The 21,127-nt window shown below is 72.2% G+C and carries 19 protein-coding genes; 15 read left to right on the top strand and 4 right to left on the bottom strand.

The window, feature by feature from the left end:
* Window positions 1–27: 27 nt before the first annotated feature.
* Window positions 28–810 carry a hypothetical protein gene (locus ACFW3D_RS29360; protein ID WP_500508979.1) on the bottom strand — a complete coding sequence of 261 codons (783 nt, stop codon included), beginning with the start codon at window positions 808–810 and terminating at the stop codon, window positions 28–30.
* A gap of 82 nt (window positions 811–892) precedes the next feature.
* On the opposite strand from ACFW3D_RS29360, the gene hisI reads away from it, so the two are divergent.
* The 14 genes from hisI to ACFW3D_RS29290 all read left to right on the top strand — a co-directional run bounded on the left by hisI (window position 893) and on the right by ACFW3D_RS29290 (window position 17,115).
* On the top strand, window positions 893–1,240 hold the full coding sequence (hisI, locus tag ACFW3D_RS29355; protein ID WP_500508977.1) for a phosphoribosyl-AMP cyclohydrolase: 348 nt from the start codon (window positions 893–895) through the stop codon (window positions 1,238–1,240).
* Between the two features lie 32 nt (window positions 1,241–1,272).
* Window positions 1,273–2,793: an anthranilate synthase component I gene (locus ACFW3D_RS29350; protein ID WP_500508974.1), complete on the top strand. Its 1,521-nt coding sequence runs from the start codon at window positions 1,273–1,275 to the stop codon at window positions 2,791–2,793.
* A gap of 58 nt (window positions 2,794–2,851) precedes the next feature.
* Window positions 2,852–3,517, top strand: coding sequence for a TIGR02234 family membrane protein (locus ACFW3D_RS29345; protein WP_500508972.1), 666 nt, complete (start codon window positions 2,852–2,854; stop codon window positions 3,515–3,517).
* Window positions 3,518–3,639: 122 nt separating this feature from the next.
* Window positions 3,640–3,852: an HGxxPAAW family protein gene (locus ACFW3D_RS29340; RefSeq protein WP_499607934.1), complete on the top strand. Its 213-nt coding sequence runs from the start codon at window positions 3,640–3,642 to the stop codon at window positions 3,850–3,852.
* 115 nt (window positions 3,853–3,967) lie between these two features.
* Entirely contained in the window at window positions 3,968–4,384 is a 417-nt protein-coding gene (locus ACFW3D_RS29335) for a DUF2752 domain-containing protein (RefSeq protein ID WP_500508970.1), read from the top strand.
* Between the two features lie 148 nt (window positions 4,385–4,532).
* Window positions 4,533–5,342, top strand: a complete 810-nt coding sequence (trpC, locus tag ACFW3D_RS29330) for an indole-3-glycerol phosphate synthase TrpC (protein ID WP_500459465.1) — start codon at window positions 4,533–4,535, stop codon at window positions 5,340–5,342.
* 8 nt (window positions 5,343–5,350) lie between these two features.
* Window positions 5,351–5,488, top strand: coding sequence for a tryptophan biosynthesis modulator TrpM (gene trpM / locus ACFW3D_RS29325; RefSeq protein WP_431959897.1), 138 nt, complete (start codon window positions 5,351–5,353; stop codon window positions 5,486–5,488).
* Between the two features lie 203 nt (window positions 5,489–5,691).
* Complete coding sequence (gene trpB / locus ACFW3D_RS29320; RefSeq protein WP_500508968.1) at window positions 5,692–6,936, top strand: tryptophan synthase subunit beta; 1,245 nt, start codon at window positions 5,692–5,694, stop codon at window positions 6,934–6,936.
* Window positions 6,933–7,742 carry a tryptophan synthase subunit alpha gene (gene trpA, locus ACFW3D_RS29315; RefSeq protein WP_500508965.1) on the top strand — a complete coding sequence of 270 codons (810 nt, stop codon included), beginning with the start codon at window positions 6,933–6,935 and terminating at the stop codon, window positions 7,740–7,742. Before trpB ends, trpA begins: the two co-directional genes overlap by 4 nt.
* An 87-nt stretch (window positions 7,743–7,829) precedes the next feature.
* Window positions 7,830–8,726: a DsbA family protein gene (locus ACFW3D_RS29310; protein ID WP_500508963.1), complete on the top strand. Its 897-nt coding sequence runs from the start codon at window positions 7,830–7,832 to the stop codon at window positions 8,724–8,726.
* A 76-nt stretch (window positions 8,727–8,802) separates the two neighbouring features.
* Window positions 8,803–9,834, top strand: a complete 1,032-nt coding sequence (gene lgt, locus ACFW3D_RS29305; protein ID WP_500508961.1) for a prolipoprotein diacylglyceryl transferase — start codon at window positions 8,803–8,805, stop codon at window positions 9,832–9,834.
* Between the two features lie 204 nt (window positions 9,835–10,038).
* Window positions 10,039–10,800: a VIT1/CCC1 transporter family protein gene (locus ACFW3D_RS29300; RefSeq protein ID WP_500509063.1), complete on the top strand. Its 762-nt coding sequence runs from the start codon at window positions 10,039–10,041 to the stop codon at window positions 10,798–10,800.
* 275 nt (window positions 10,801–11,075) lie between these two features.
* Window positions 11,076–15,662 (top strand): glutamate synthase large subunit, encoded by a 4,587-nt coding sequence (gltB, locus tag ACFW3D_RS29295; RefSeq protein WP_500509061.1) that lies wholly within the window; start codon window positions 11,076–11,078, stop codon window positions 15,660–15,662.
* Window positions 15,655–17,115: a glutamate synthase subunit beta gene (locus ACFW3D_RS29290; RefSeq protein ID WP_500508958.1), complete on the top strand. Its 1,461-nt coding sequence runs from the start codon at window positions 15,655–15,657 to the stop codon at window positions 17,113–17,115. Before gltB ends, ACFW3D_RS29290 begins: the two co-directional genes overlap by 8 nt.
* 62 nt (window positions 17,116–17,177) lie before the next feature.
* Here the strand turns inward: ACFW3D_RS29290 and ACFW3D_RS29285 are convergent, their stop codons facing one another.
* Genes ACFW3D_RS29285 through ACFW3D_RS29275 form a run of 3 tightly spaced genes read right to left on the bottom strand, consistent with a single transcriptional unit; the run spans window position 17,178 to window position 20,386 of the window.
* A complete protein-coding gene (locus ACFW3D_RS29285; RefSeq protein ID WP_500508955.1) occupies window positions 17,178–17,885 on the bottom strand; it encodes a calcium-binding protein in 708 nt (235 codons plus the stop codon).
* A complete protein-coding gene (gene wecB, locus ACFW3D_RS29280; protein WP_500508952.1) occupies window positions 17,882–19,084 on the bottom strand; it encodes a non-hydrolyzing UDP-N-acetylglucosamine 2-epimerase in 1,203 nt (400 codons plus the stop codon). Before wecB ends, ACFW3D_RS29285 begins: the two co-directional genes overlap by 4 nt.
* A 57-nt stretch (window positions 19,085–19,141) precedes the next feature.
* A complete protein-coding gene (locus ACFW3D_RS29275; protein WP_500508950.1) occupies window positions 19,142–20,386 on the bottom strand; it encodes a glycosyltransferase family 2 protein in 1,245 nt (414 codons plus the stop codon).
* A gap of 529 nt (window positions 20,387–20,915) precedes the next feature.
* Here ACFW3D_RS29275 and ACFW3D_RS29270 point away from each other — a divergent pair.
* The coding region (locus tag ACFW3D_RS29270) for a hypothetical protein (protein WP_500508947.1) at window positions 20,916–21,127 on the top strand (212 nt) is incomplete at its 3' end.

Here is a 21,127-nt window from a genome sequence, read left to right as displayed (position 1 = left end):
CGTCCGGCCCCCGCCGGTGGGCAGCAGCTACGGCAGCGGTTTGGTCAGCTTCTTGCCGTCCGGCTTGTTGCTGAGGGTCAGGGAGCAGGAGACGGTGTTCGTGCCCTGCGACTGGTAGCCCGTGAGCTTCGGGTACAGCGCGTAGTAGAAGTACCCGGGGTTGTCCTTGACGTCCTTCAGGCGCTTGGCGGCGTCCGCCTCGCACAGCTTCAGGACCTTGGCCTTGAGCGCGGCCTCGGTGGCGAAGGTGCCCGTGATGGTCTCGTTGGCGATGACCTCGGCGTCGTGCGGGCCGTTGCAGGAGACCGTGGTGACCTCGGTGACGCTGCTGTCCAGGCCCGGGTCGTCGAAGCACTCGCCGGGGCTGAGCACGACGTACTTGCGGAAGGTCTCCGAGGGGTCCGGCTCCGTGGACGCGGTCGCGGTGTCCTCGGTGGCGGGGGCGGAGGCCGTGGGGCTGCCGCTCGTGGAGCCGGTGGCGGTCTTGTCGTCGTCCTCGCCGCCGCTCAGCGCGATGGCCAGGCCGCCGACCACGACGGCTATCAGGACGACCGCTCCGATGACGATCGCGGCCACCTTCGCGCCGCCACCGCCGCGCGGCGGCTGCGGCGCGGGCGGGTAGCCGTAACCGCCGCCCTGCTGCGGCGGCCCGGGGAACTGCGGCTGGTTCTGGTACTGCGGCAACGGCTGGGGCTGGTACTGCGGCTGGGGCTGGTACTGCGGCGGGCCGAAACCCCCCGGGGGCGGCCCAAAACCGCCGCCCTGTCCGGAGCGCGGGTCGTCGGGCGGCGACGGCGGAGGAAAACTCATGGACGAAGCATGCCCCATACGGGTGAGCGGGGTGAGGGCAGGAGCCGAAGTCGCACCGCCCGGAGCGGGCAGAATGGGGGGTATGGAATCCCCGCTCGACCCAGCCGTCGCCGCCCGTCTCAAGCGCACCGCCGACGGCCTCGTGCCCGCCGTCGCGCAGCAGTACGACACCGGCGAAGTCCTCATGCTCGGATGGATGGACGACGAGGCGCTGCACCGCACCCTCACCACCGGCCGCTGCACCTACTGGAGCCGCAGCCGTCAGGAGTACTGGGTCAAGGGCGACACGTCCGGGCACGTCCAGCACGTGAAGTCGGTGGCCCTGGACTGCGACGGCGACACGATCCTGGTCAAGGTCGACCAGGTCGGGGCGGCCTGCCACACCGGCGACCGCACCTGCTTCGACGCCGGTGAACTGCCGCTGTCCTGAACCGGCCGCGCCCGGGCACTAGGCTGCGGAGCATGACCACGGGCACCGTCACCCCCGACCTCGACACCTTCCGCAAGCTGGCGCAGGACCGCCGTGTCATCCCGGTCAGCAGGAGGCTGCTGGCCGACGGGGACACCCCGGTCGGCCTGTACCGGAAGCTCGCCGCCGAGCGCCCCGGCACCTTCCTGCTGGAGTCCGCGGAGAACGGCCGCTCGTGGTCCCGCTACTCCTTCGTCGGCGTCCGCAGCGCCGCCACCCTGACCGAACGCGACGGCCAGGCCCTCTGGCTCGGCACGCCCCCGGTCGGCGTGCCGGCCGGCGGCGACCCGCTGGAGGCGCTGCGGGTCACGGTCGAGGCCCTGCACACCCCGCGCGACCTGCACGACGACGCCGGACTGCCGCCGTTCACCGGGGGCATGGTCGGTTACCTCGGCTACGACGTCGTACGCCGCCTGGAGCGCATCGGCGACCACGCCCGCGACGACCTGGGGCTGCCCGAGCTCACCATGCTGCTCACCTCCGACCTCGCGGTGCTCGACCACTGGGACGGCTCGGTGCTGCTGATCGCCAACGCGATCAACCACAACGACCTCGACACCGGCGTCGACGAGGCGTACGCCGAGGCCGTGCGGCGGCTCGACGCCATGACCGCCGACCTGTCCCGCCCCGTGGACTCCGCGCCCGCCGAACTGCCGCCCTCCCGGCTCCCGGAGGAGGTCACCTCGCGCTTCGGCGGCGCCGCGTACCAGGCCGCGGTGGAGACCACCAAGGAGTACATCCGGGCCGGCGACGCCTTCCAGGTCGTGCCCTCGCAGCGGTTCGAGACGCCCTGCCCGGCGAGCGCCCTGGACGTCTACCGGGTGCTGCGGGCCACCAACCCCTCGCCGTACATGTACCTGCTGCGCTTCGACGGCTTCGACGTCGTGGGCTCCAGCCCCGAGGCGCTGGTGAAGGTCGAGGACGGCCGGGCCATGGTGCACCCCATCGCCGGCACCCGGCCGCGCGGGGCGACACCCCAGGAGGACCAGGCGCTCGCCGACGAACTGCTCGCCGACCCGAAGGAGCGCGCCGAGCACCTGATGCTCGTCGACCTGGGCCGCAACGACCTCGGCAGGGTCTGCGAGCCCGGCAGCGTCGAGGTCGTCGACTTCATGTCGATCGAGCGCTACAGCCACGTCATGCACATCGTCTCCACCGTCACCGGCAGCCTCGGCGCCGGCCGCACGGCCTTCGACGTCCTCACCGCCTGCTTCCCCGCGGGCACCCTGTCGGGCGCGCCCAAGCCGCGCGCGATGCAGATCATCGACGAGCTGGAGCCCACCCGGCGCGGACTGTACGGGGGTGCCGTCGGCTACCTGGACTTCGCCGGGGACTCCGACACCGCCATCGCCATCCGCACCGCGGTGCTGCGCGACGGGACCGCCTACGTGCAGGCCGGCGCCGGCATCGTCGCCGACTCCGACCCGGTCAGCGAGGACACCGAGTGCCGGAACAAGGCGGCCGCGGTGCTCCGCGCCGTCGGCACGGCCAACCGGATGCGCCCGGGGGCGTGACCGGCGCCGGGCGGGCCCCGCGTGCCGGAGCGGCGCGGCGACGGGGGATAGTGGTCGGGTGAGCAGCTCCGTACCCCAGCCCAGCACCGTCTCAGAACCGGCCGCCGGGCCCGCGGACCGCCGGCCGGCCGGCCGCGGCAGCATCGTCCTCGCCCTGGCGAGCGGCGTGCTCGGCGCCGCGGTCGTGCTCCTGGCCTCGGGCAAGACCTGGCAGGAGGGCAGCGCCCCGTTCGCCGATGGCGGGGTGCCGGTCAGCGTCGCCGGCCACCAGGTCACCGGGGTGCCGGGCGCGCTCGCGCTGGTGGGCCTCGCCGCCCTCGTGGCGGTCTTCGCCGTACGGGGAGCGGCCCGGCTGCTCGTCGGCGGGCTGCTCGCGCTGTGCGGTGCCGGGGCCCTCGTGGCGGCGCTGCTCGCGTTCGGCGACACCGCGGCCCTGGACGCGGCCGCGGCGACCGCCAGCGGCCTGTCCCGTACCACCGTCTCCGCGTCCTCCACCAGCGCTTGGCCGGGCGTCTCCGCGGCCGGCGGCGTGCTCCTGCTGCTCGCCGGCACCGTCGCCCTGCTGCGCGCCCGGACCTGGCCCGGCATGTCGAACCGGTACGACCGCGACACCCCGAAGCCGGCGCGTCCCGCCCGCACCGCCGCACCAGCCGGCGGGGAGGAGCGCCCCGAGGAGCTGTGGAAGGCGCTGGACCGCGGTGAGGACCCCACCGAGACGCCCTGACGCGCCGGGCCACCCCCCGCGCGCGGAGCGTGAGCGCAACGGGGGACAATGGCGCGTGACCCGCGTCGTCGCGCGGGCGGACGAACTGACGACCTTTCTCGAAGAACGACTTGGGAGCACTCATGGCGGGCAACAGCCACGGACACACCCCTGCCGCCTGGACCGGCGTGACCATCGCCTTCATCGGCTTCTGCGTCGCGGCTGCCTTCGTCGTCCTGGCGGAGCCGATCGGTATGTTCGCCGGCCTGGCGGTCGCCGCCCTGGGCGGTGTCGTCGGTCTCGGCATGCGCGCCGCGGGCCTCGGCAAGCCGATGCCGGAGAAGCAGCGCGGCTGACCCCCGGCAACGGGCGAGCCCACGGAGCCGCCGCCGGCGCATCAGCCGGCGGCGGCTCCGCGCTTTCCGGCCACCCCGGCTGTTCCGGGCGGGCGCGACGCGGGACAATCACCGGGTGACCGAGACTGCCGCCAGGCCGAAGCCGAGTGACCTCGCCGCCCCGCTGGGCGTCCTCGGCGGTGTCGCCGCCGCCTTCGCGTACGTCGGCACCTTCGACCCGAACGAGGCCGGGCACTACCCGGTCTGCCCGCTGCTGCAGTACGGGGGCGTGTACTGCCCGGGCTGCGGCGGGCTGCGCAGCGCGTACGCGGTCGTGCACGGCGACTTCGGGACGGCGGTCGGCCTCAACGCGCTTGCCGTGGCGGGGTATCTGCTCTTCGCCGTGCTGTGGACGGTCTGGTTCACCCGGACCCTGCGCGGCAGGTCCTTCGCTCTCCCGCTGCGGGCCGTGCACTGGTGGACGATCGCGGGCGTCGTACTGCTCTTCACCGTCGTCCGGAACCTTCCGTTCGGGTCCGCGCTGGCGCCCTGACCTGCGTCGAAGAGGCGCCCGGCCGGTCCGGCAGGTGCGCCGGCGCTCCGCCGGATGCGGGTCCTCCGCCCCCCGGCGGTTACCATCGCAGTGCCGGTGGAACATCTCACTGGCTTGATCGTTTCGCTTTCGGAAGGGGTCCTCTCGCGTGAGTGTGCTCGACGAGATCATCGACGGAGTCCGCGAGGACCTCGCCGAGCGGCAGGCCCGGGTCTCCCTCGACGAGCTCAAGGAGCGGGCCGCGAAGGCGCGCGACGCCAAGGACGGTGTGGCGGCCCTGCGGGGGGACAGCGTCAAGGTCATCTGCGAGGTCAAGCGGTCCAGCCCCTCCAAGGGCGCCCTCGCCGCCATCGCCGACCCCGCGGGCCTCGCCGCGGACTACGAGGCGGGCGGCGCCGCCGTGATCTCGGTCCTCACCGAGCAGCGCCGCTTCGGCGGCTCGCTGGCCGACCTCGAGGCCGTCCGCGGCAAGGTCGACATCCCCGTGCTCCGCAAGGACTTCATCGTCACCGCCTACCAGCTCTGGGAGGCCCGCGCCTACGGTGCCGACCTGGCGCTGCTGATCGTCGCGGCGCTGGAGCAGGACGCGCTGGTGTCCTTGATCGAGCGGGCCGAGTCCATCGGGCTCACCCCGCTGGTCGAGGTGCACGACGAGGAGGAGGTCGAGCGGGCCGTCGACGCGGGCGCCCGCATCATCGGCGTCAACGCACGCAACCTCAAGACCCTCGAGGTCGACCGCGGTACCTTCGCCCGCGTCGCCCCGGAGATCCCGGACCACATCGTCAAGGTGGCCGAGTCCGGCGTCCGCGGCCCGCACGACCTCATCGCCTACGCCAACGACGGCGCCGACGCCGTGCTCGTCGGCGAGTCCCTGGTGACCGGCCGGGACCCCAAGGCCGCCGTGGCCGATCTCGTCGCCGCCGGCGCGCACCCCGCGCTGCGCCACGGACGGGGCTGACCGGCACCATGACGACGTACGCGCGACTGGCCCGGGGCTGCCGTCCCCGTGGCTGCCGCGCGCCCGCGCGGCGCGTCCTCGGCCGCCGCGTGCGCTACCACATCGGCTGCGAGCCGGGTCAGATCAACGGGCGCCGATGGCGCTGACGGCGGCGCCGTCCTCCTGATGACCGGGGCACGGGTGTGCCCACCGGCGTCCCGCCGGTGACCGCCCCGCCGTGCTCCCCGGCCGTGGACGCGCGCCCATGCCGCGGGCGGCGCCCATCGCGCCGCCGGCGCCGTAACGTGACCATTGGTACGCGAAACCCTGGGGGCTGCCGACGCGCGCCCCCGAAGGAGCCGAGAACGTCATGTCCGAAGACTTCTTCATCCCCGACCCCGAGGGCCGGGTGCCCAGCGCCGAGGGCTACTTCGGCCGGTTCGGCGGCAAGTTCATCCCGGAGGCGCTGGTCGCCGCCGTGGACGAGGTCGCCGTGGAGTACGACAAGGCGAAGTCCGACCCCGCCTTCGCCGCGGAGCTGAACGACCTGCTGGTGCACTACACCGGCCGCCCCAGCCCGCTCACCGAGGTGCCGCGGTTCGCGGAGCACGCCGGCGGGGCGCGGGTCTTCCTCAAGCGGGAGGACCTCAACCACACCGGCTCGCACAAGATCAACAACGTGCTGGGCCAGGCGCTGCTCACCAAGCGCATGGGCAAGACCCGGGTCATCGCCGAGACCGGCGCCGGCCAGCACGGAGTGGCCACGGCCACCGCCTGCGCCATGTTCGGCCTGGAGTGCACCGTCTACATGGGCGAGGTCGACACCGAGCGCCAGGCGCTCAACGTGGCCCGGATGCGCATCCTCGGCGCCGAGGTCATCCCGGTGAAGTCGGGCAGCCGCACGCTGAAGGACGCCATCAACGAGGCGTTCCGCGACTGGGTCGCCAACGTGGACCGCACCCACTACCTGTTCGGCACGGTCGCGGGCCCGCACCCCTTCCCGGCGATGGTGCGCGACTTCCACCGCGTCATCGGCGTCGAGGCACGCCGCCAGGTCCTGGAGCGCGCGGGGCGGCTGCCGGACGTGGTCGCCGCCTGCGTGGGCGGCGGGTCCAACGCGATCGGCCTGTTCCACGCCTTCATCCCGGACGAGGGGGTGCGCCTGCTGGGCCTGGAGGCGGCCGGCCACGGCGTGGACTCCGGCGAGCACGCGGCGACCCTGACCGTCGGGGAGCCCGGCATCCTGCACGGCTCCCGCAGTTACGTCCTGCAGGACGACGAGGGCCAGATCACCGAGCCGTACTCGATCTCGGCCGGCCTGGACTACCCCGGCATCGGCCCCGAGCACGCCTACCTCAAGGAGACCGGTCGCGCCGAGTACCGCCCGGTCACCGACGACGAGGCGATGCAGGCGCTGCGCCTGCTGTCCCGCACCGAGGGCATCATCCCGGCCATCGAGAGCGCCCACGCGCTCGCGGGTGCGCTGCAGGTCGGCCGGGAACTCGGCGCGGAGGGCCTGGTCCTGGTCAACCTCTCCGGGCGCGGCGACAAGGACATGGACACGGCCGCCCGCTACTTCGGGCTGTACGACGAGGCTGAGGGAGCACAGCGGTGAGCGGGCAGATCGAGCTGCTGGACCGGACCCTGGCCGGTGCCAGGGCCGAGGGACGCGCCGCCCTGGTGGCCTACCTCCCGGCGGGCTTCCCGACCGTCGAGGGCGGCATCGAGGCCGCGAAGGCGGCCCTGGAGGGCGGCGCCGACGTCGTCGAGATCGGCCTGCCGCACAGCGACCCCGTGCTGGACGGCCCCGTCATCCAGACCGCGGACGACATCGCGCTGCGCGGCGGCGTGCGGATCAAGGACGTGCTGCGCACGGTGCGCGAGGCGCACGCCGCGACCGGGAAGCCGGTCCTGGTCATGACGTACTGGAACCCGGTCGACCGCTACGGCGCCGAGCGCTTCGCGGCCGAACTGGCGGAGGCCGGCGGCGCCGGATGCATCCTGCCGGACCTGCCGGTGGAGGAGTCCGAGGTGTGGCGGAAGGCCGCCGAGCAGCACGGACTGGCCACGGTGTTCGTGGTCGCCCCGAGCAGCCGGGACGAGCGGCTGGCGAAGATCACTGCGGCGGGCTCCGGCTTCGTCTACGCCGCCTCGCTGATGGGCGTCACCGGCACCCGCGAGAGCGTCGGGGCCGAGGCGGCCGACCTGGTGCGGCGCACCCGTGCCCAGACGGAGCTGCCGGTCTGCGTGGGCCTGGGCGTCTCCAACGCCGCCCAGGCCGCCGAGGTGGCGGGCTTCGCGGACGGGGTGATCGTCGGCTCGGCGTTCGTCAAGCGGCTGCTGGACGCGCCGGACCTGGAGCAGGGCCTGGCCGGAGTGCGCGAGCTCGCGGCGGACCTCGCCCGGGGCGTCCGCCGGTAGCGGCGCCCCGCGCTCGGCCTCACTCTTCCGGGCGAAACATGGGCCGGGGGTACGCGCGAGCGTGCCCCCGGTTCGTTGTGCCTGGGTGTGAGCGAGAAGAACCGTGAAGGAAAGCGCAGTGCCCGGGACCGGCTGCAGGAGCAGCGCGCGGTGGACCAGCGGCGGCAGAAGCGAAAGAGGACGCTGATCGTCGCGGGCTCCGTGGTCGGGGTCCTGGCCGTCGGCGCGATCATCGGGATCGTGGTGTCCAACAGCGGCGGCAGTGCCGGCGCCCCGGCCCTGACCCCGGTGGGCGCGACGGGCAAGGACAAGCTGGCCCTCCCCAACGGCGCGAGCGACGCCCCGTCCACGCTGACCGTGTACGAGGACTTCCGCTGCCCGGCCTGCGCGGCGTACGAGAACGAGCTCCGCGACACCATCCACGGTCTCCAGGACCAGGGTCAGCTCAAGGTCGAGTACCACCTCGTCCGGCTCATCGACGGGAACCTGGGCGGCACCGGCTCGCTCAACGCCGCCAACGCCGCGGCCTGCGCCCAGGACGAGGGCAAGTTCCGCGCGTACCACGACGTCCTGTACCAGAACCAGCCGCAGGAGAACGACGACCGCTTCGCCGACAAGAACCACCTGCTGGAGCTGGCGGGCAAGGTGCCGGGCCTGAAGACCTCCGCCTTCACCACCTGCGTGAAGGACGGCACGTACGACGACTGGGTGAACGCCAACAACGCGGCCTTCGGCGCCGCCGGCTTCAACTCCACGCCCACCATCCTGCTCAACGGCGGGGAGAACCTGCTCGCGAAGGGGCAGCCCAACCTGACCGCGGACCGGCTGAAGCAGCTGGTCACCGAGGCCAACAAGGGCAAGAAGCCCGGCACGGCGACCCAGGGAGCCACCCCGAAGAGCGCGTCCGGCGCCCCGGGCGCTCCGGGATCGGCTCCGGGATCGGCGCCCGCGGAGGGCTCCGCCACGGCCTCGCAGAGCGGCTGAGCCCTCCGCCCGTTATCCAGCCGTTGCCGGGCGGGTGCCCGCCGCACCCGCCCGGCACGGTAGCGTCGGCAGTGCCATGGAATTCATCGCCTTCATTCCCAGCCCGTCGCGCGGGGTCATCCACCTCGGCCCCATCCCTCTGCGCGGCTATGCCTTCTGCATCATCATCGGTGTCTTCGTTGCCGTGTGGCTCGGCGGCAGGCGATGGGTCGCCCGCGGCGGACTGAAGACCACGGTCGCGGACATCGCCGTCTGGGCGGTGCCGTTCGGCCTGGTCGGCGGCCGCCTCTACCACGTGATCACCAGTTACGAGCTCTACTTCGGCGAGGGCAAGGACTGGGTCAACGCGTTCAAGATCTGGGAGGGCGGCCTCGGTATCTGGGGCGCCATCGCCCTGGGCGCCCTCGGCGCCTGGATCGCCTGCCGGCGCCGCGGCATCTCGCTTCCCGCGTACGCCGACGCCGTGGCTCCCGGCATCGCCTTCGCCCAGGCCATCGGCCGCTGGGGCAACTGGTTCAACCAGGAGCTCTACGGGCGCGCCACCGACCTGCCCTGGGCGCTGAAGATCGACAGCGCCCACCGGCCGGCGGACAGCCTGGACGCCGCGACGTACCATCCGACCTTCCTCTACGAGTCGCTGTGGTGCGTCGGCGTGGCCCTGCTGGTCATCTGGGCCGACCGGCGCTTCAAGCTCGGCCACGGCCGGGCCTTCGCGCTCTACGTCGCGGCGTACACCGTCGGGCGCTTCTGGATCGAGTACCTGCGCGTCGACGACGCCCACCACGTCCTGGGCCTGCGGCTCAACGACTGGACGTCGATCCTGGTCTTCGTCGCCGCCGTGGCGTACATCGTGGTCTCGGCGAGGCTGCGGCCGGGCCGTGAGGAGGTCGTCGAGCCGGCGGCCGTCGCCGCGGCGGTGTCCTCCGCGCAGGACACGGACCCCGACGCGAAGGACACGGACGCCAAGGACGCGGACGCCGCGGATGCGCAGGCGCCGGGCGGGAAGAAGGCGGAAGCCGGCGAGGCGGAGTCCGATCCGGACCGGGACGAGGAGGACGGCGTCGGCGTCCCCGTCGACGCCGAGGCCAAGCCCGCCAAGAACCTCTGACACGCACGTCGCACAGCCCCGCGGCCGCCGTTCACCACCTGGTGACGGCGGCCGCGGCGTTTCCGGCCGGGGCACGTTTTCGCAGGTAAGGCAGGCTTTCCTTGCTGGAAACGCAGGGAATTCGAGCGTACGGTCGAGGCGTTCGAGGGAGGGACGGGGGATAGCCGCCCCGGGGGAAGGAGCACCTTGACCATGACGTCGGCCATGGAGCGCAGCGCACTGGGCCCGGCCCCCGAGCGGACGCCGGGGGAGGACGAGCAGGCCACGCCGTACCATGTGGCCCACCACACGCACCGGGACGTGAGCGGCGGCTGGCTGCGTCCGGCCGTGTTCGGGGCGATGGACGGCCTGGTGTCGAACCTGGCGCTCATGACCGGTGTCGCCGGCGGCAACGTGGCCCCCTCCACCATCGTGATCACCGGATTGGCGGGACTCGCGGCGGGCGCTTTCTCGATGGCCGCGGGCGAGTACACCTCGGTCGCGTCCCAGCGGGAGCTGGTCCAGGCGGAGCTGGACGTCGAGCGGCTGGAACTGCGCCGCAACCCCAAGGACGAGCTGCGCGAACTGGCCGCGCTGTACGTCGCCCGTGGCGTCGAGCCGGAGCTGGCCGAAGAGGTGGCCCGCCAGATGTCCAGGGACCCGGAGCAGGCCCTGGAGATCCACGCCCGCGAGGAGCTGGGCGTCGACCCGACCGACCTGCCGTCGCCGCTGGTCGCGGCCGGTTCCTCGTTCCTGTCCTTCGGCATCGGCGCCCTGCTGCCGGTGCTCCCTTACCTGTTCGGCGCAACGGTCGTCTGGCCCGCGGTGATCGTCGCGCTGGTCGGTCTCTTCCTCTGCGGGGCGGCTGTGGCGCGTGTGACGGCGCGCAGCTGGTGGTTCAGCGGACTCCGGCAGCTCGTCTTGGGCGGAGCCGCCGCCGGGGTTACCTTCGTTCTGGGCGCGCTGTTCGGCACCGCCGTCGGTTGAGCCGGGTGACGGCCACAAGCCACGTGTTACCCGCTCGTTTCAGCGCGACCGACACAGGGCATCAGTCTGTGGCGCCGTGGGCAGTGTCGCCTGCGTCTCACGTGAGCGATGCTGGCCCAAAACTGCCTGCTCGTAGCGCTGCTTAGTCCACATGATGGAACTGGCTATCCACTTTTCGGCCATCCGGCCATCATGTAACCTGCACGAAATCGCAGAGGGCCAACGTCGTCCCTAGTGCGCATGTCATATGCCAGATGACGACGACGGGAGAGCCGATGCGTTCCGCGTCCACGCACCCCCAGGCCGCCGGCTCCGGATCCGGCCGGTCCCACATGGACGGGCGTCCCGCCCCCCAGGGGATGTACGACCCCCGCAACGAGCACGACGCCTGTGGCGTCGGTTTCGTGGCAACCCTCACCGGTGAGGCTGACCACGCGCTCGTGGAGCAGGCCCTGACCGTGCTGCGCAACCTGGAGCACCGCGGGGCCACCGGCTCCGAGCCGGACTCCGGCGACGGCGCGGGCATCCTGATGCAGGTCCCGGACGCGTTCCTGAGGGCGGTCGCCGGCTTCGAGCTGCCCGCCGCCGGCCGGTACGCGGTCGGTACGGCCTTCCTGCCCGTCGAGGACGAGGACCGCCGCAAGGCCGTCGAGTCCATCGAGCGGCTGGCCGCCGAGGAGGGCCTCGCCGTCCTCGGCTGGCGAGAGGTGCCGACCGACCCCGCGAGCCTGGGCGCCACCGCCCGCTCGACGATGCCGTACTTCTCCCAGCTCTTCGTCGCGGACGCCGGGGGTTCCCGGTCCGGGATCGACCTCGACCGCCCGGCCTTCGTGCTGCGCAAGCGCGCCGAGCGCGAGGCGGACGTCTACTTCCCGTCGCTGTCGGCCCGCACGCTCGTCTACAAGGGCATGCTGACCACCGGCCAGCTGGAGCCCTTCTTCCCGGACCTGTCCGACGAGCGCATCGCCACCGCGATCGCCCTGGTGCACTCGCGTTTCTCCACCAACACCTTCCCCAGCTGGCCGCTGGCGCACCCGTACCGCTTCGTCGCCCACAACGGTGAGATCAACACCGTCAAGGGCAACCGCAACTGGATGCGCGCCCGCGAGTCCCAGCTCGCCTCGGACCTCTTCGGCGGGGACCTGGAGCGGATCTTCCCGGTCTGCACCCCGGACGCCTCCGACACGGCGACCTTCGACGAGGTGCTGGAGCTGCTCCACCTCGGCGGCCGCTCGCTGCCGCACAGCGTTCTGATGATGATCCCCGAGGCGTGGGAGAACCACGACTCCATGGACGCGGACCGGCGCGCCTTCTACCAGTACCACTCCACCCTGATGGAGCCCTGGGACGGCCCGGCCTGCGTCACCTTCACCGACGGCTCGGTCGTCGGCGCCGTCCTGGACCGCAACGGCCTGCGCCCCGGCCGCTACTGGGTCACCGACGACGGCCTGGTCGTGCTCGCCTCCGAGTCCGGCGTGCTGGACGACATCGCCGCGGACAAGGTGGTCCGCAAGGGCCGGCTGCAGCCCGGGAAGATGTTCCTGGTCGACACGGCCCGGCACCGGATCATCGAGGACGACGAGATCAAGGCCCAGCTCGCCGCCGAGCACCCGTACGCGGAGTGGCTGGACGCCGGCCTGATCCACCTCAACGACCTGCCCGAGCGCGAGCACATCGTGCACACCCACGCCTCGGTCACCCGCCGCCAGCAGACCTTCGGCTACACCGAGGAGGAGCTGCGGATCATCCTGGCGCCGATGGCCAAGACCGGCGGCGAGCCGCTGGGTTCCATGGGCACCGACTCGCCGATCGCGGCGCTGTCCGAGCGGCCCCGGCTGCTCTTCGACTACTTCACCCAGCTGTTCGCACAGGTCACCAACCCGCCGCTGGACGCCATCCGGGAGGAGCTGGTCACCTCGCTGATCAGCGCCGTCGGCCCGTCCGGCAACCTGCTGGAGCCCTCCCCGGCCTCCTGCCGCAACATCACCCTGCCGTTCCCGGTGATCGACAACGACGAGCTGGCCAAGCTCATCCACATCAACGCCGACGGCGACCTGCCGGGCCTGAAGGCCGCGACCCTGTCGGGCCTGTACCGGGTCTCCGGCGGCGGCGAGGCGCTGGCCGCGCGGCTCACCGAGATCTGCGCCGAGGCGGACGCCGCCATCGAGGACGGCGCCCGGCTGATCGTGCTCTCCGACCGGCACTCGGACGCCGAGCACGCGCCGATCCCGTCGCTGCTGCTCACCTCCGCCGTCCACCATCACCTCATCCGCACCAAGCAGCGCACCCAGGTGGGCCTGCTGGTCGAGGCCGGCGACGTCCGCGAGGTGCACCACGTCGCACTGCTCATCGGCTACGGCGCCGCGGCGGTCAACCCGTACCTGGCGATGGAGTCGGTCGAGGACCTGCTGCGCGCCGGCACCTTCCTCCAGGGCCTGGAGCCCGAGGCGGCCATCAGGAACCTGATCAAGGCGCTGGGCAAGGGCGTGCTCAAGGTGATGTCCAAGATGGGCATCTCCACCGTCGCCTCCTACCGCGGCGCGCAGGTCTTCGAGGCCATCGGCCTGGACACCGACTTCGTCGACACCTACTTCCACGGCACCACCTCCAAGATCGGCGGCGCCGGGATCGACGTGGTCGCCAAGGAGGTCGCCGCCCGGCACGCCAAGGCCTATCCCGCCTCCGGCATCGCCCCGGCGCACCGCCGGCTGGAGATCGGCGGCGAGTACCAGTGGCGCCGCGAGGGCGAGCCGCACCTGTTCGACCCGGAGACGGTCTTCCGGCTGCAGCACGCCACCCGCTCGCGCCGCTACGACATCTTCAAGCAGTACACGGACCGGGTGAACGAGCAGTCCGAGCGCCTGATGACGCTGCGCGGCCTGTTCCGGCTCAAGGACGGCGAGCGCGCACCGATCTCCGTCGACGAGGTCGAGCCGGTCTCCGAGATCGTCCGGCGCTTCTCCACCGGCGCCATGTCGTACGGCTCCATCTCGCGCGAGGCGCACGAGACGCTGGCCATCGCCATGAACCAGCTGGGCGGCAAGTCCAACACCGGCGAGGGCGGCGAGGACCCGGACCGCCTGTACGACCCGGCGCGCCGCTCCGCGATCAAGCAGGTCGCCTCCGGCCGCTTCGGCGTCACCTCGGAGTACCTGGTCAACGCGGACGACATCCAGATCAAGATGGCCCAGGGCGCCAAGCCCGGCGAGGGCGGCCAGCTGCCCGGCCACAAGGTCTACCCGTGGGTGGCCAGGACCCGGCACAGCACCCCCGGCGTCGGCCTGATCTCGCCGCCGCCGCACCACGACATCTACTCCATCGAGGACCTGGCGCAGCTGATCCACGACCTGAAGAACGCCAACCCGCAGGCCCGCATCCACGTGAAGCTGGTCTCCGAGGTCGGCGTCGGCACGGTCGCGGCGGGTGTCTCCAAGGCCCATGCGGACGTGGTGCTGATCTCCGGCCACGACGGCGGCACCGGCGCCTCCCCGCTGACCTCGCTGAAGCACGCGGGCGGCCCCTGGGAGCTGGGCCTGGCCGAGACCCAGCAGACGCTGCTGCTCAACGGCCTGCGCGACCGCATCGTGGTGCAGACCGACGGCCAGCTGAAGACCGGCCGCGACGTCGTCATCGCCGCCCTGCTGGGCGCCGAGGAGTTCGGCTTCGCGACCGCGCCGCTGGTGGTCTCCGGCTGCGTGATGATGCGGGTGTGCCACCTGGACACCTGTCCGGTCGGCATCGCCACCCAGAACCCGGTGCTGCGCGACCGCTTCTCCGGCAAGGCCGAGTACGTGGTGAACTTCTTCGAGTTCATCGCGCAGGAGGTCCGCGAGCTCCTCGCCGAGCTGGGCTTCCGCTCCATCGAGGAGGCCGTCGGCCACGCCGAGCTGATCGACACCACCGCGGCCGTCGACCACTGGAAGGCGCAGGGACTGGACCTGGCCCCGCTCTTCCACGTGCCCGAGCTGCCCGAGGGCGCGGCCATGCACCGCACCACCGACCAGGACCACGGTCTGGAGAAGGCGCTCGACAACGAGCTGATCGCGCTCGCCGGTGACGCCCTCGCCAACGGCGACCCGGTCCGCGCCCAGGTCGCGATCCGCAACGTCAACCGCACGGTCGGCACCATGCTCGGCCACGAGGTGACCAAGAAGTACGGTGGTGCGGGCCTGCCCGACGACACCGTCGACATCACCCTGACCGGCTCCGCGGGCCAGTCCTTCGGCGCCTTCCTCCCCAAGGGCATCACGCTCCGCCTGGAGGGCGACGCCAACGACTACGTCGGCAAGGGCCTGTCCGGCGGCCGGATCGTCGTCCGCCCCGACCGGGGCGCCGACCACCTCGCCGAGTACTCGACGATCGCCGGCAACACGATCGCCTACGGCGCCACCGGCGGCGAGCTCTTCCTGCGCGGCACCACCGGCGAGCGCTTCTGCGTCCGCAACTCCGGCGCCACCGTCGTGTCCGAGGGCGTGGGCGACCACGGCTGCGAGTACATGACCGGCGGCCGCGCGCTCGTCCTCGGCCCGACGGGCCGCAACTTCGCGGCCGGCATGTCCGGTGGCATCGCGTACGTCCTCGACCTCGACCCGGACAACGTCAACACCGGAATGGTCAACGTCGAGGAGCTGGAGGCCGACGACATCAAGTGGCTGCACGACGTGGTGCGCCGCCACCAGGAGGAGACGGGTTCGACCGTCGCCGAGCGCCTGCTCGCCGACTGGGGTCACACCCTCACCCGCTTCGGCAAGGTCATGCCGAGGGACTACAAGGCAGTGCTCGCCGCCAAGAACGCCGCCGAGCAAGCCGGGCTCTCCGAGTCCGAGACCGTCGCGAAGATGATGGAGGCGGCAAATGGCTGACCCGAAGGGCTTCCTCACCACGCCCCGCGAGACCGCTCCGACCCGCCCGGTCGAGGAGCGCAAGCAGGACTGGAACGAGGTCTACGTTCCCGGCGGCCTGCTGCCGATCATCACCAAGCAGGCCGGACGCTGCATGGACTGCGGCATCCCCTTCTGCCACAACGGCTGTCCGCTGGGGAACCTGATCCCCGAGTGGAACGACTACGCCTACCGTGAGGACTGGAAGGCCGCCAGCGAGCGCCTGCACGCGACCAACAACTTCCCGGAGTTCACCGGTCGCCTCTGCCCGGCCCCCTGCGAGTCCGCCTGTGTGCTCGGCATCAACCAGCCGGCGGTGACCATCAAGAACGTCGAGGTCACCATCATCGACCGGGCCTGGGACAGCGGGGACGTCACCCCGCAGCCCCCGGACCGGCTCTCCGGCAAGACCGTCGCCGTCATCGGCTCCGGCCCGGCGGGCCTCGCCGCCGCCCAGCAGCTGACCCGGGCCGGCCACACGGTCGCGGTGTACGAGCGGGCCGACCGCATCGGCGGTCTGCTGCGCTACGGCATCCCCGAGTTCAAGATGGAGAAGCGGCACATCAACCGCCGCATCGAGCAGATGCGCGCGGAGGGCACCAAGTTCCGCACCGGTGTCGAGATCGGCCGCGACATGGACGGCGCCAAGCTGCGCAAGCGCTACGACGCCGTGGTCATCGCCGCGGGTGCCACCCAGTGGCGCGACCTGCCCGTCGAGGGCCGTGAACTCGGCGGCATCTACCAGGCGATGGAGTACCTGCCGCTCGCCAACAAGGTGCAGGAGGGCGACTTCGTCGCCCCACCGGTCTCCGCCGAGGGCAAGCACGTGGTCGTCATCGGCGGTGGCGACACCGGCGCCGACTGTGTCGGCACCGCGCACCGCCAGGGCGCCCGTTCGGTCACCCAGCTGGAGATCATGCCGCGGCCGACGGACGACCGCCCGGCCCACCAGCCCTGGCCGACCATGCCGATGACCTACAAGGTCACCTCGGCCCACGAGGAGGGCGGCGAGCGCGTCTACGCCGTCAACACCGCGAGGTTCGAGGGCGACGAGGACGGCAACGTCAAGGCGCTGCACCTGGTCGAGGTCGAATTCCAGGACGGGAAGTTCGTGCCGCAGCCCGGCACCGAGAAGGTCATCCCGGCCGAACTGGTCACCCTCGCCATGGGCTTCACCGGCACCGACCAGCGCAACGGCCTGGTCGAGCAGCTCGGCCTGGAGCTCGACGCCCGCGGCAACATCGCCCGCGACAAGGACTTCACCACCAACGTGGACGGGGTCTTCGTCGCCGGTGACGCGGGCCGCGGCCAGTCGTTGATCGTGTGGGCCATCGCCGAGGGCCGTTCCGCGGCCCGCGCGGTGGACCACTACCTCACCGGCGCGAGCATCCTGCCGGCCCCGATCCGTCCGACGGATCGCCCCCTGACGGTCTGACCCTCCGTCACACCTGAGACGTCCCGTACAAGGGCGTACGGAACGGAACGCGGCGCCTGCCCTCACCCGACCGGGGGCAGGCGCCGCACTGCCATGTCGCGGAACTCCACCCGGGCGTCCTCGGTGTAGGCGCCCACCGCGCCCCGTGCGTAGGGGCGTTCGGCGTCCGTGAACGTAGTCAGGAAACTCCCGTCGACCGTGATCGTGAACGTGGGACCACGCTGCTCCACCTCGATCCGGTACCCGTGCCCGGTGGGGAACGGTGTCGCACCGGTGGCCAGGAAACGCTGGCCGCCCGGATAGGCCGGGTCGCGCTTGCCCAGCTCCCAGCCGTTGGGCTTGAGGGCGACGTAGTAGAAGTGCTCCGGGTCGCGGTACGCCCAGACCAGCCACGGCACCTCCCAGGGGTTGGGGCGGGGGGTGCGCAGCTGACGGAGCGTCCGGGTCCGCGCCGCGTACACCATGTCCCCGAACTCCTCGGTGGAGACCACCAGCCCCGCGTGGGTGACGTCCGGCCGGTCCGCCGCGCCCGGGGTGAGCAGCAGTGACGTGGCGTCCCCGCGGTTGTCGCCGTAGCCGTCGTACACCGACAGCCAGGGCCCGTGCACGGTGCCGTCCGTCCAGCCGGGCCCGGCGCTCCCGCGTTCCTGGCAGGCGTACACCACGCCGACCACCAGCAGCAGGGCGAGCAGCAGCCCGGTGGACCGCGGGCCCCTCCGCCGCGGGGGACGGAGGGGCCCGGGCGCGGAGGACCTCGTGGCGGTGGTCATGCCGCGGGGGAGGGCTCCGGGGCGCGCGGTGGCCGGACCGCGGAGGAGAGCCCCGTGGGCACGTCCTCCCCGAAGTCCTCGGCGAGCTGGGCGAGGACGCGTTCGGCCGCCCGGCCGTCGCCGAAGGGATTGCCCGCGGTCGCCATCCGGTGGTACTCGGCCGGGTCGTCCAGCAGCCGGCCCGCGGCGGTCAGGATCGCCTCGGGGTCGGTGCCGATCAGCCGGGCCGCGCCCGCCTCCACGGCCTCCGGGCGCTCGGTCGTCGTACGCAGCACCAGCGCGGGCTTGCCCAGGCTCGGCGCCTCCTCCTGGATGCCGCCGGAGTCGGTGAGGACGAGTTCGCAGTCGGCGAGGGTGGCCGCGAAGTCGGGGTAGCCCAGTGGCTCGACGACGTGGACCGCGTGGTGGCCGGTCAGTTCGGGCAGCAGCGCGTCGCGCACGGCCGGGCTCTTGTGCAGCGGCAGCAGGATCTCCACGTCCCCGCGCTGGCCGAGCCGGCGCAGCGCGCGGCCCATGGCGCGCATCCGCTCGCCCTGGTTCTCCCGGCGGTGCAGGGTGAGCAGCACCCGGCGGCGGCCGCTTCCGGGGAAGGCGCTGCGGCCCACGCCCTCGCCCAGGACCCACAGCAGGTTGTCGATGACTGTGTTGCCGGTCGTGAACACCTGGGTGTCGGGGGTGCCCTCGGCGAGCAGGTGGGCGGCGGCCCGCGGGGTGGGGGCGAAGTGCCAGCGGGCGATCCGCCCGATCAGCCGGCGGTTGAGCTCCTCGGGGAAGGGGTTGTCGAGGACTCCGGTGCGCAGGCCCGCCTCGACGTGTGCGACCGGGACCCGCTCGTAGAAGGCGGCCAGCGCCCCGGCCAGCGCGGTCGTGGTGTCGCCCTGGACGATCACCAGGTCCGGGCGGTCGTTCCTGATGACCTCGCCGAGTCCCTCCACCAGACGGGCCGTCAGCTCCGAGAGCTGCTGGCGCTCGCGCATCACGTCGAGGCCGGCCTTGGCCGGCACCTGCAGCAGGTCCAGCATCTGGTGGAGCATCTCGCGGTGCTGTCCGGTGGTGACCACGATCGGCTCGAAATGCCGCGAGGCCGCCATGGCGCGGGCCACGGGGGCCAGTTTGATCACCTCGGGCCGGGTGCCGAGGACGAGCATCGCCCTGATGGTTCCCGGCACTTCGGGAAAATCGACTGGGTAAGCGGACATGGTTCCCCCCTGGGACGGTGGCGCCGGTGATCGGCCGGCGAGAAGGAGTGCGGGCCGTCAGGTGCGCGCGGTCTTCAGCCAGGTGCGCTTGCCGGTGAGCATCCGGCACAGCCCCCACCAGCCCGCGGCGAACCAGATGTAGCCGTAGAGGATGAATGCGTGCGCCACCAGGACGGAGCGCACCAGCCCGAGCGTGCGCTCGCGCTTGGCGTAGACGAAGCCGTAGACGTAGGCCGCGGTGAAGGAGAGCAGGTACGGGCCGAGCAGCCACATCGGCGAGACCAGCGGCCGGCCCTCCTGGAACGAGGCGAGGACGGTGCCGGCGACGGCGACCAGGAAGGAGAGCGGCAGCAGCGAGGTGAGCAGGATCAGCACCGGGCTGGACAGGTGGTACAGCAGGTCCAGGGCCGGGCGGGTGGCCACCTCGCGCAGGATCAGCGGCACCAGGTTGGCGGACTGCAGGTGCCCCTGGAACCAGCGGGAGCGCTGCCGCACCAGCCGCCGTACGTCGAGCACGGCCTGCTGGGAGACGGCGGCGGTGGTGCAGTACTGGTTGCGCCAGCCGCGGGCGATCAGCCGGACCCCGAGGTCGAGGTCCTCGGTCAGGCTGTCGCTCCAGGGGCCGTCGCCGCCGAGCGTGTCGAGCGCGGACAGCCGCATGAACTGCCCGTTGCCGCCCATGCCGACGCTGCCGAGGAAGCGCCGGGCGCTCTGGAAGACGTCGCCGTAGACGACGAACTCCATGTCCTGCAGCCGGGCGAGCAGACCCAGGTGCCGGTTGTACATGCGGACGCCGATCTGGACGGCGCCGGTGGCCGGGTCGTCGAAGTACGGGTCGACGGCCTGGATGGTGTGCGGGTCGAGCCGGCCGTCGGCGTCGACGACGCAGATGACGACGTCCTCGGGGGCGCGGTGGCCGAGCAGCCCGGCGGCCCGCAGATGGCGCACGCCCGCGTTGAGCGCCGCGCCCTTGCCGCGCCGGGCGTCGGGGAGGCGGCGCTGGTAGAGCCGGACCCGTGAGCTGTCGGCGGCCCGGGCGACCTCGGCCGTACGGTCGTCGGAGGCGTCGTCGATGACCAGCGCCACGAAGCTGTCGGCGGGCAGCGAGGCGATCCGGGCCAGGCTCTCGGCGAGGACCTTCTCCTCGTTGAGGCAGGCGAGCAGGAAGACGTAGAAGCGCTGCCGGCCCGGCTGGCGCACCCGGCGGATGTGCCGCCGGGAGAGCAGGAACAGCGCGCTGTTGTAGGTCCCGGCCAGCACGATCAGTGCGGTCGCGGCCCACAGGGCGAACCGGCCGGTCATGACCCGCCCCCGGCGGGGCGGTCGACCGCCGCCGCACGGGCCGAGGGCCGGCGGAGCCAGAGTCTCGCCGCCATCAGACCGAATGCGATCAGGCAATACAGCAGGAAGCCCATTCCTGCCGCTATTTGTAAACCTCTGGCGAACGGAATGCCAGGAACGGTCCTCGAAGCCGTGGCCATACCGGCCAGCGGCAGCATTGTGCCCAGTGCGGGCCTTCCGTACATGAGTGAGTCCCCCCAATGTGTTCCGGTGCGAAAGGCGGCCCGGAACTCCAGGGCAGGAAGTTAGCAGATACTTTTTGATGATCATCGGCTCCGGCGTCAAACCCGAGGTCGCGTACCGGGCGTGTGTCGTATCGCCGCAGCTCCCGGGCGTGCGGAGAAAGGGAAATTCACCCTTCCGAGGGCTTTGGTTTCCGTGACTGAATGGATAATCGAACGAGAAGCGAATCCGATGATCATGTTGACAGTGGGCATTGCCGCTCTGAACAATCGGCGACCTGTTCCGTACCGGTGCATTGGGGGGAAACATGCAATCCCGCATCGGGAGGCCCGGGAAGTCCGGGGTCTCCGTCATCGTCATGCTCATCGCGGCCCTGCTGGGGGCCGCATTCCTGTCCGCCCCGGCGGGCGGCGCCGCGGAGCGCGGCCCGGCCGGCCAGGGCGACCACCGCCACCGCGGCGGGCCGCCGGGCGGCCGGGCCGGCCTCGGCGAGGTCGACTTCACCGGCTGGGCCAAGGC

The sequence above is a fragment of the Streptomyces sp. NPDC058864 genome, from assembly GCF_042742985.1.
Taxonomy (GTDB): Bacteria; Actinomycetota; Actinomycetes; order Streptomycetales; family Streptomycetaceae; genus Actinacidiphila.
Note: the sequence above shows the minus strand (reverse complement) of the source record. Positions and strands in the feature narration are given on the sequence as shown.

Excerpts from the sequence above, each read along its gene's own strand:
- lgt (WP_500508961.1), top strand. The coding sequence starts at position 8,803 with ATGGAATTCATCGCCTTCATTCCCAGCCCGTCGCGCGGGGTCATCCAC.
- ACFW3D_RS29340 (WP_499607934.1), top strand. The coding sequence starts at position 3,640 with ATGGCGGGCAACAGCCACGGACACACCCCTGCCGCCTGGACCGGCGTG.
- ACFW3D_RS29275 (WP_500508950.1), bottom strand. The coding sequence starts at position 20,386 with ATGACCGGCCGGTTCGCCCTGTGGGCCGCGACCGCACTGATCGTGCTG.
- ACFW3D_RS29290 (WP_500508958.1), top strand. The coding sequence starts at position 15,655 with ATGGCTGACCCGAAGGGCTTCCTCACCACGCCCCGCGAGACCGCTCCG.
- gltB (WP_500509061.1), top strand. The coding sequence starts at position 11,076 with ATGCGTTCCGCGTCCACGCACCCCCAGGCCGCCGGCTCCGGATCCGGC.
- ACFW3D_RS29350 (WP_500508974.1), top strand. The coding sequence starts at position 1,273 with ATGACCACGGGCACCGTCACCCCCGACCTCGACACCTTCCGCAAGCTG.
- ACFW3D_RS29285 (WP_500508955.1), bottom strand. The coding sequence starts at position 17,885 with ATGACCACCGCCACGAGGTCCTCCGCGCCCGGGCCCCTCCGTCCCCCG.
- trpM (WP_431959897.1), top strand. The coding sequence starts at position 5,351 with ATGACGACGTACGCGCGACTGGCCCGGGGCTGCCGTCCCCGTGGCTGC.
- ACFW3D_RS29360 (WP_500508979.1), bottom strand. The coding sequence starts at position 810 with ATGAGTTTTCCTCCGCCGTCGCCGCCCGACGACCCGCGCTCCGGACAG.
- hisI (WP_500508977.1), top strand. The coding sequence starts at position 893 with ATGGAATCCCCGCTCGACCCAGCCGTCGCCGCCCGTCTCAAGCGCACC.
- wecB (WP_500508952.1), bottom strand. The coding sequence starts at position 19,084 with ATGTCCGCTTACCCAGTCGATTTTCCCGAAGTGCCGGGAACCATCAGG.
- trpB (WP_500508968.1), top strand. The coding sequence starts at position 5,692 with ATGTCCGAAGACTTCTTCATCCCCGACCCCGAGGGCCGGGTGCCCAGC.
- ACFW3D_RS29300 (WP_500509063.1), top strand. The coding sequence starts at position 10,039 with ATGGAGCGCAGCGCACTGGGCCCGGCCCCCGAGCGGACGCCGGGGGAG.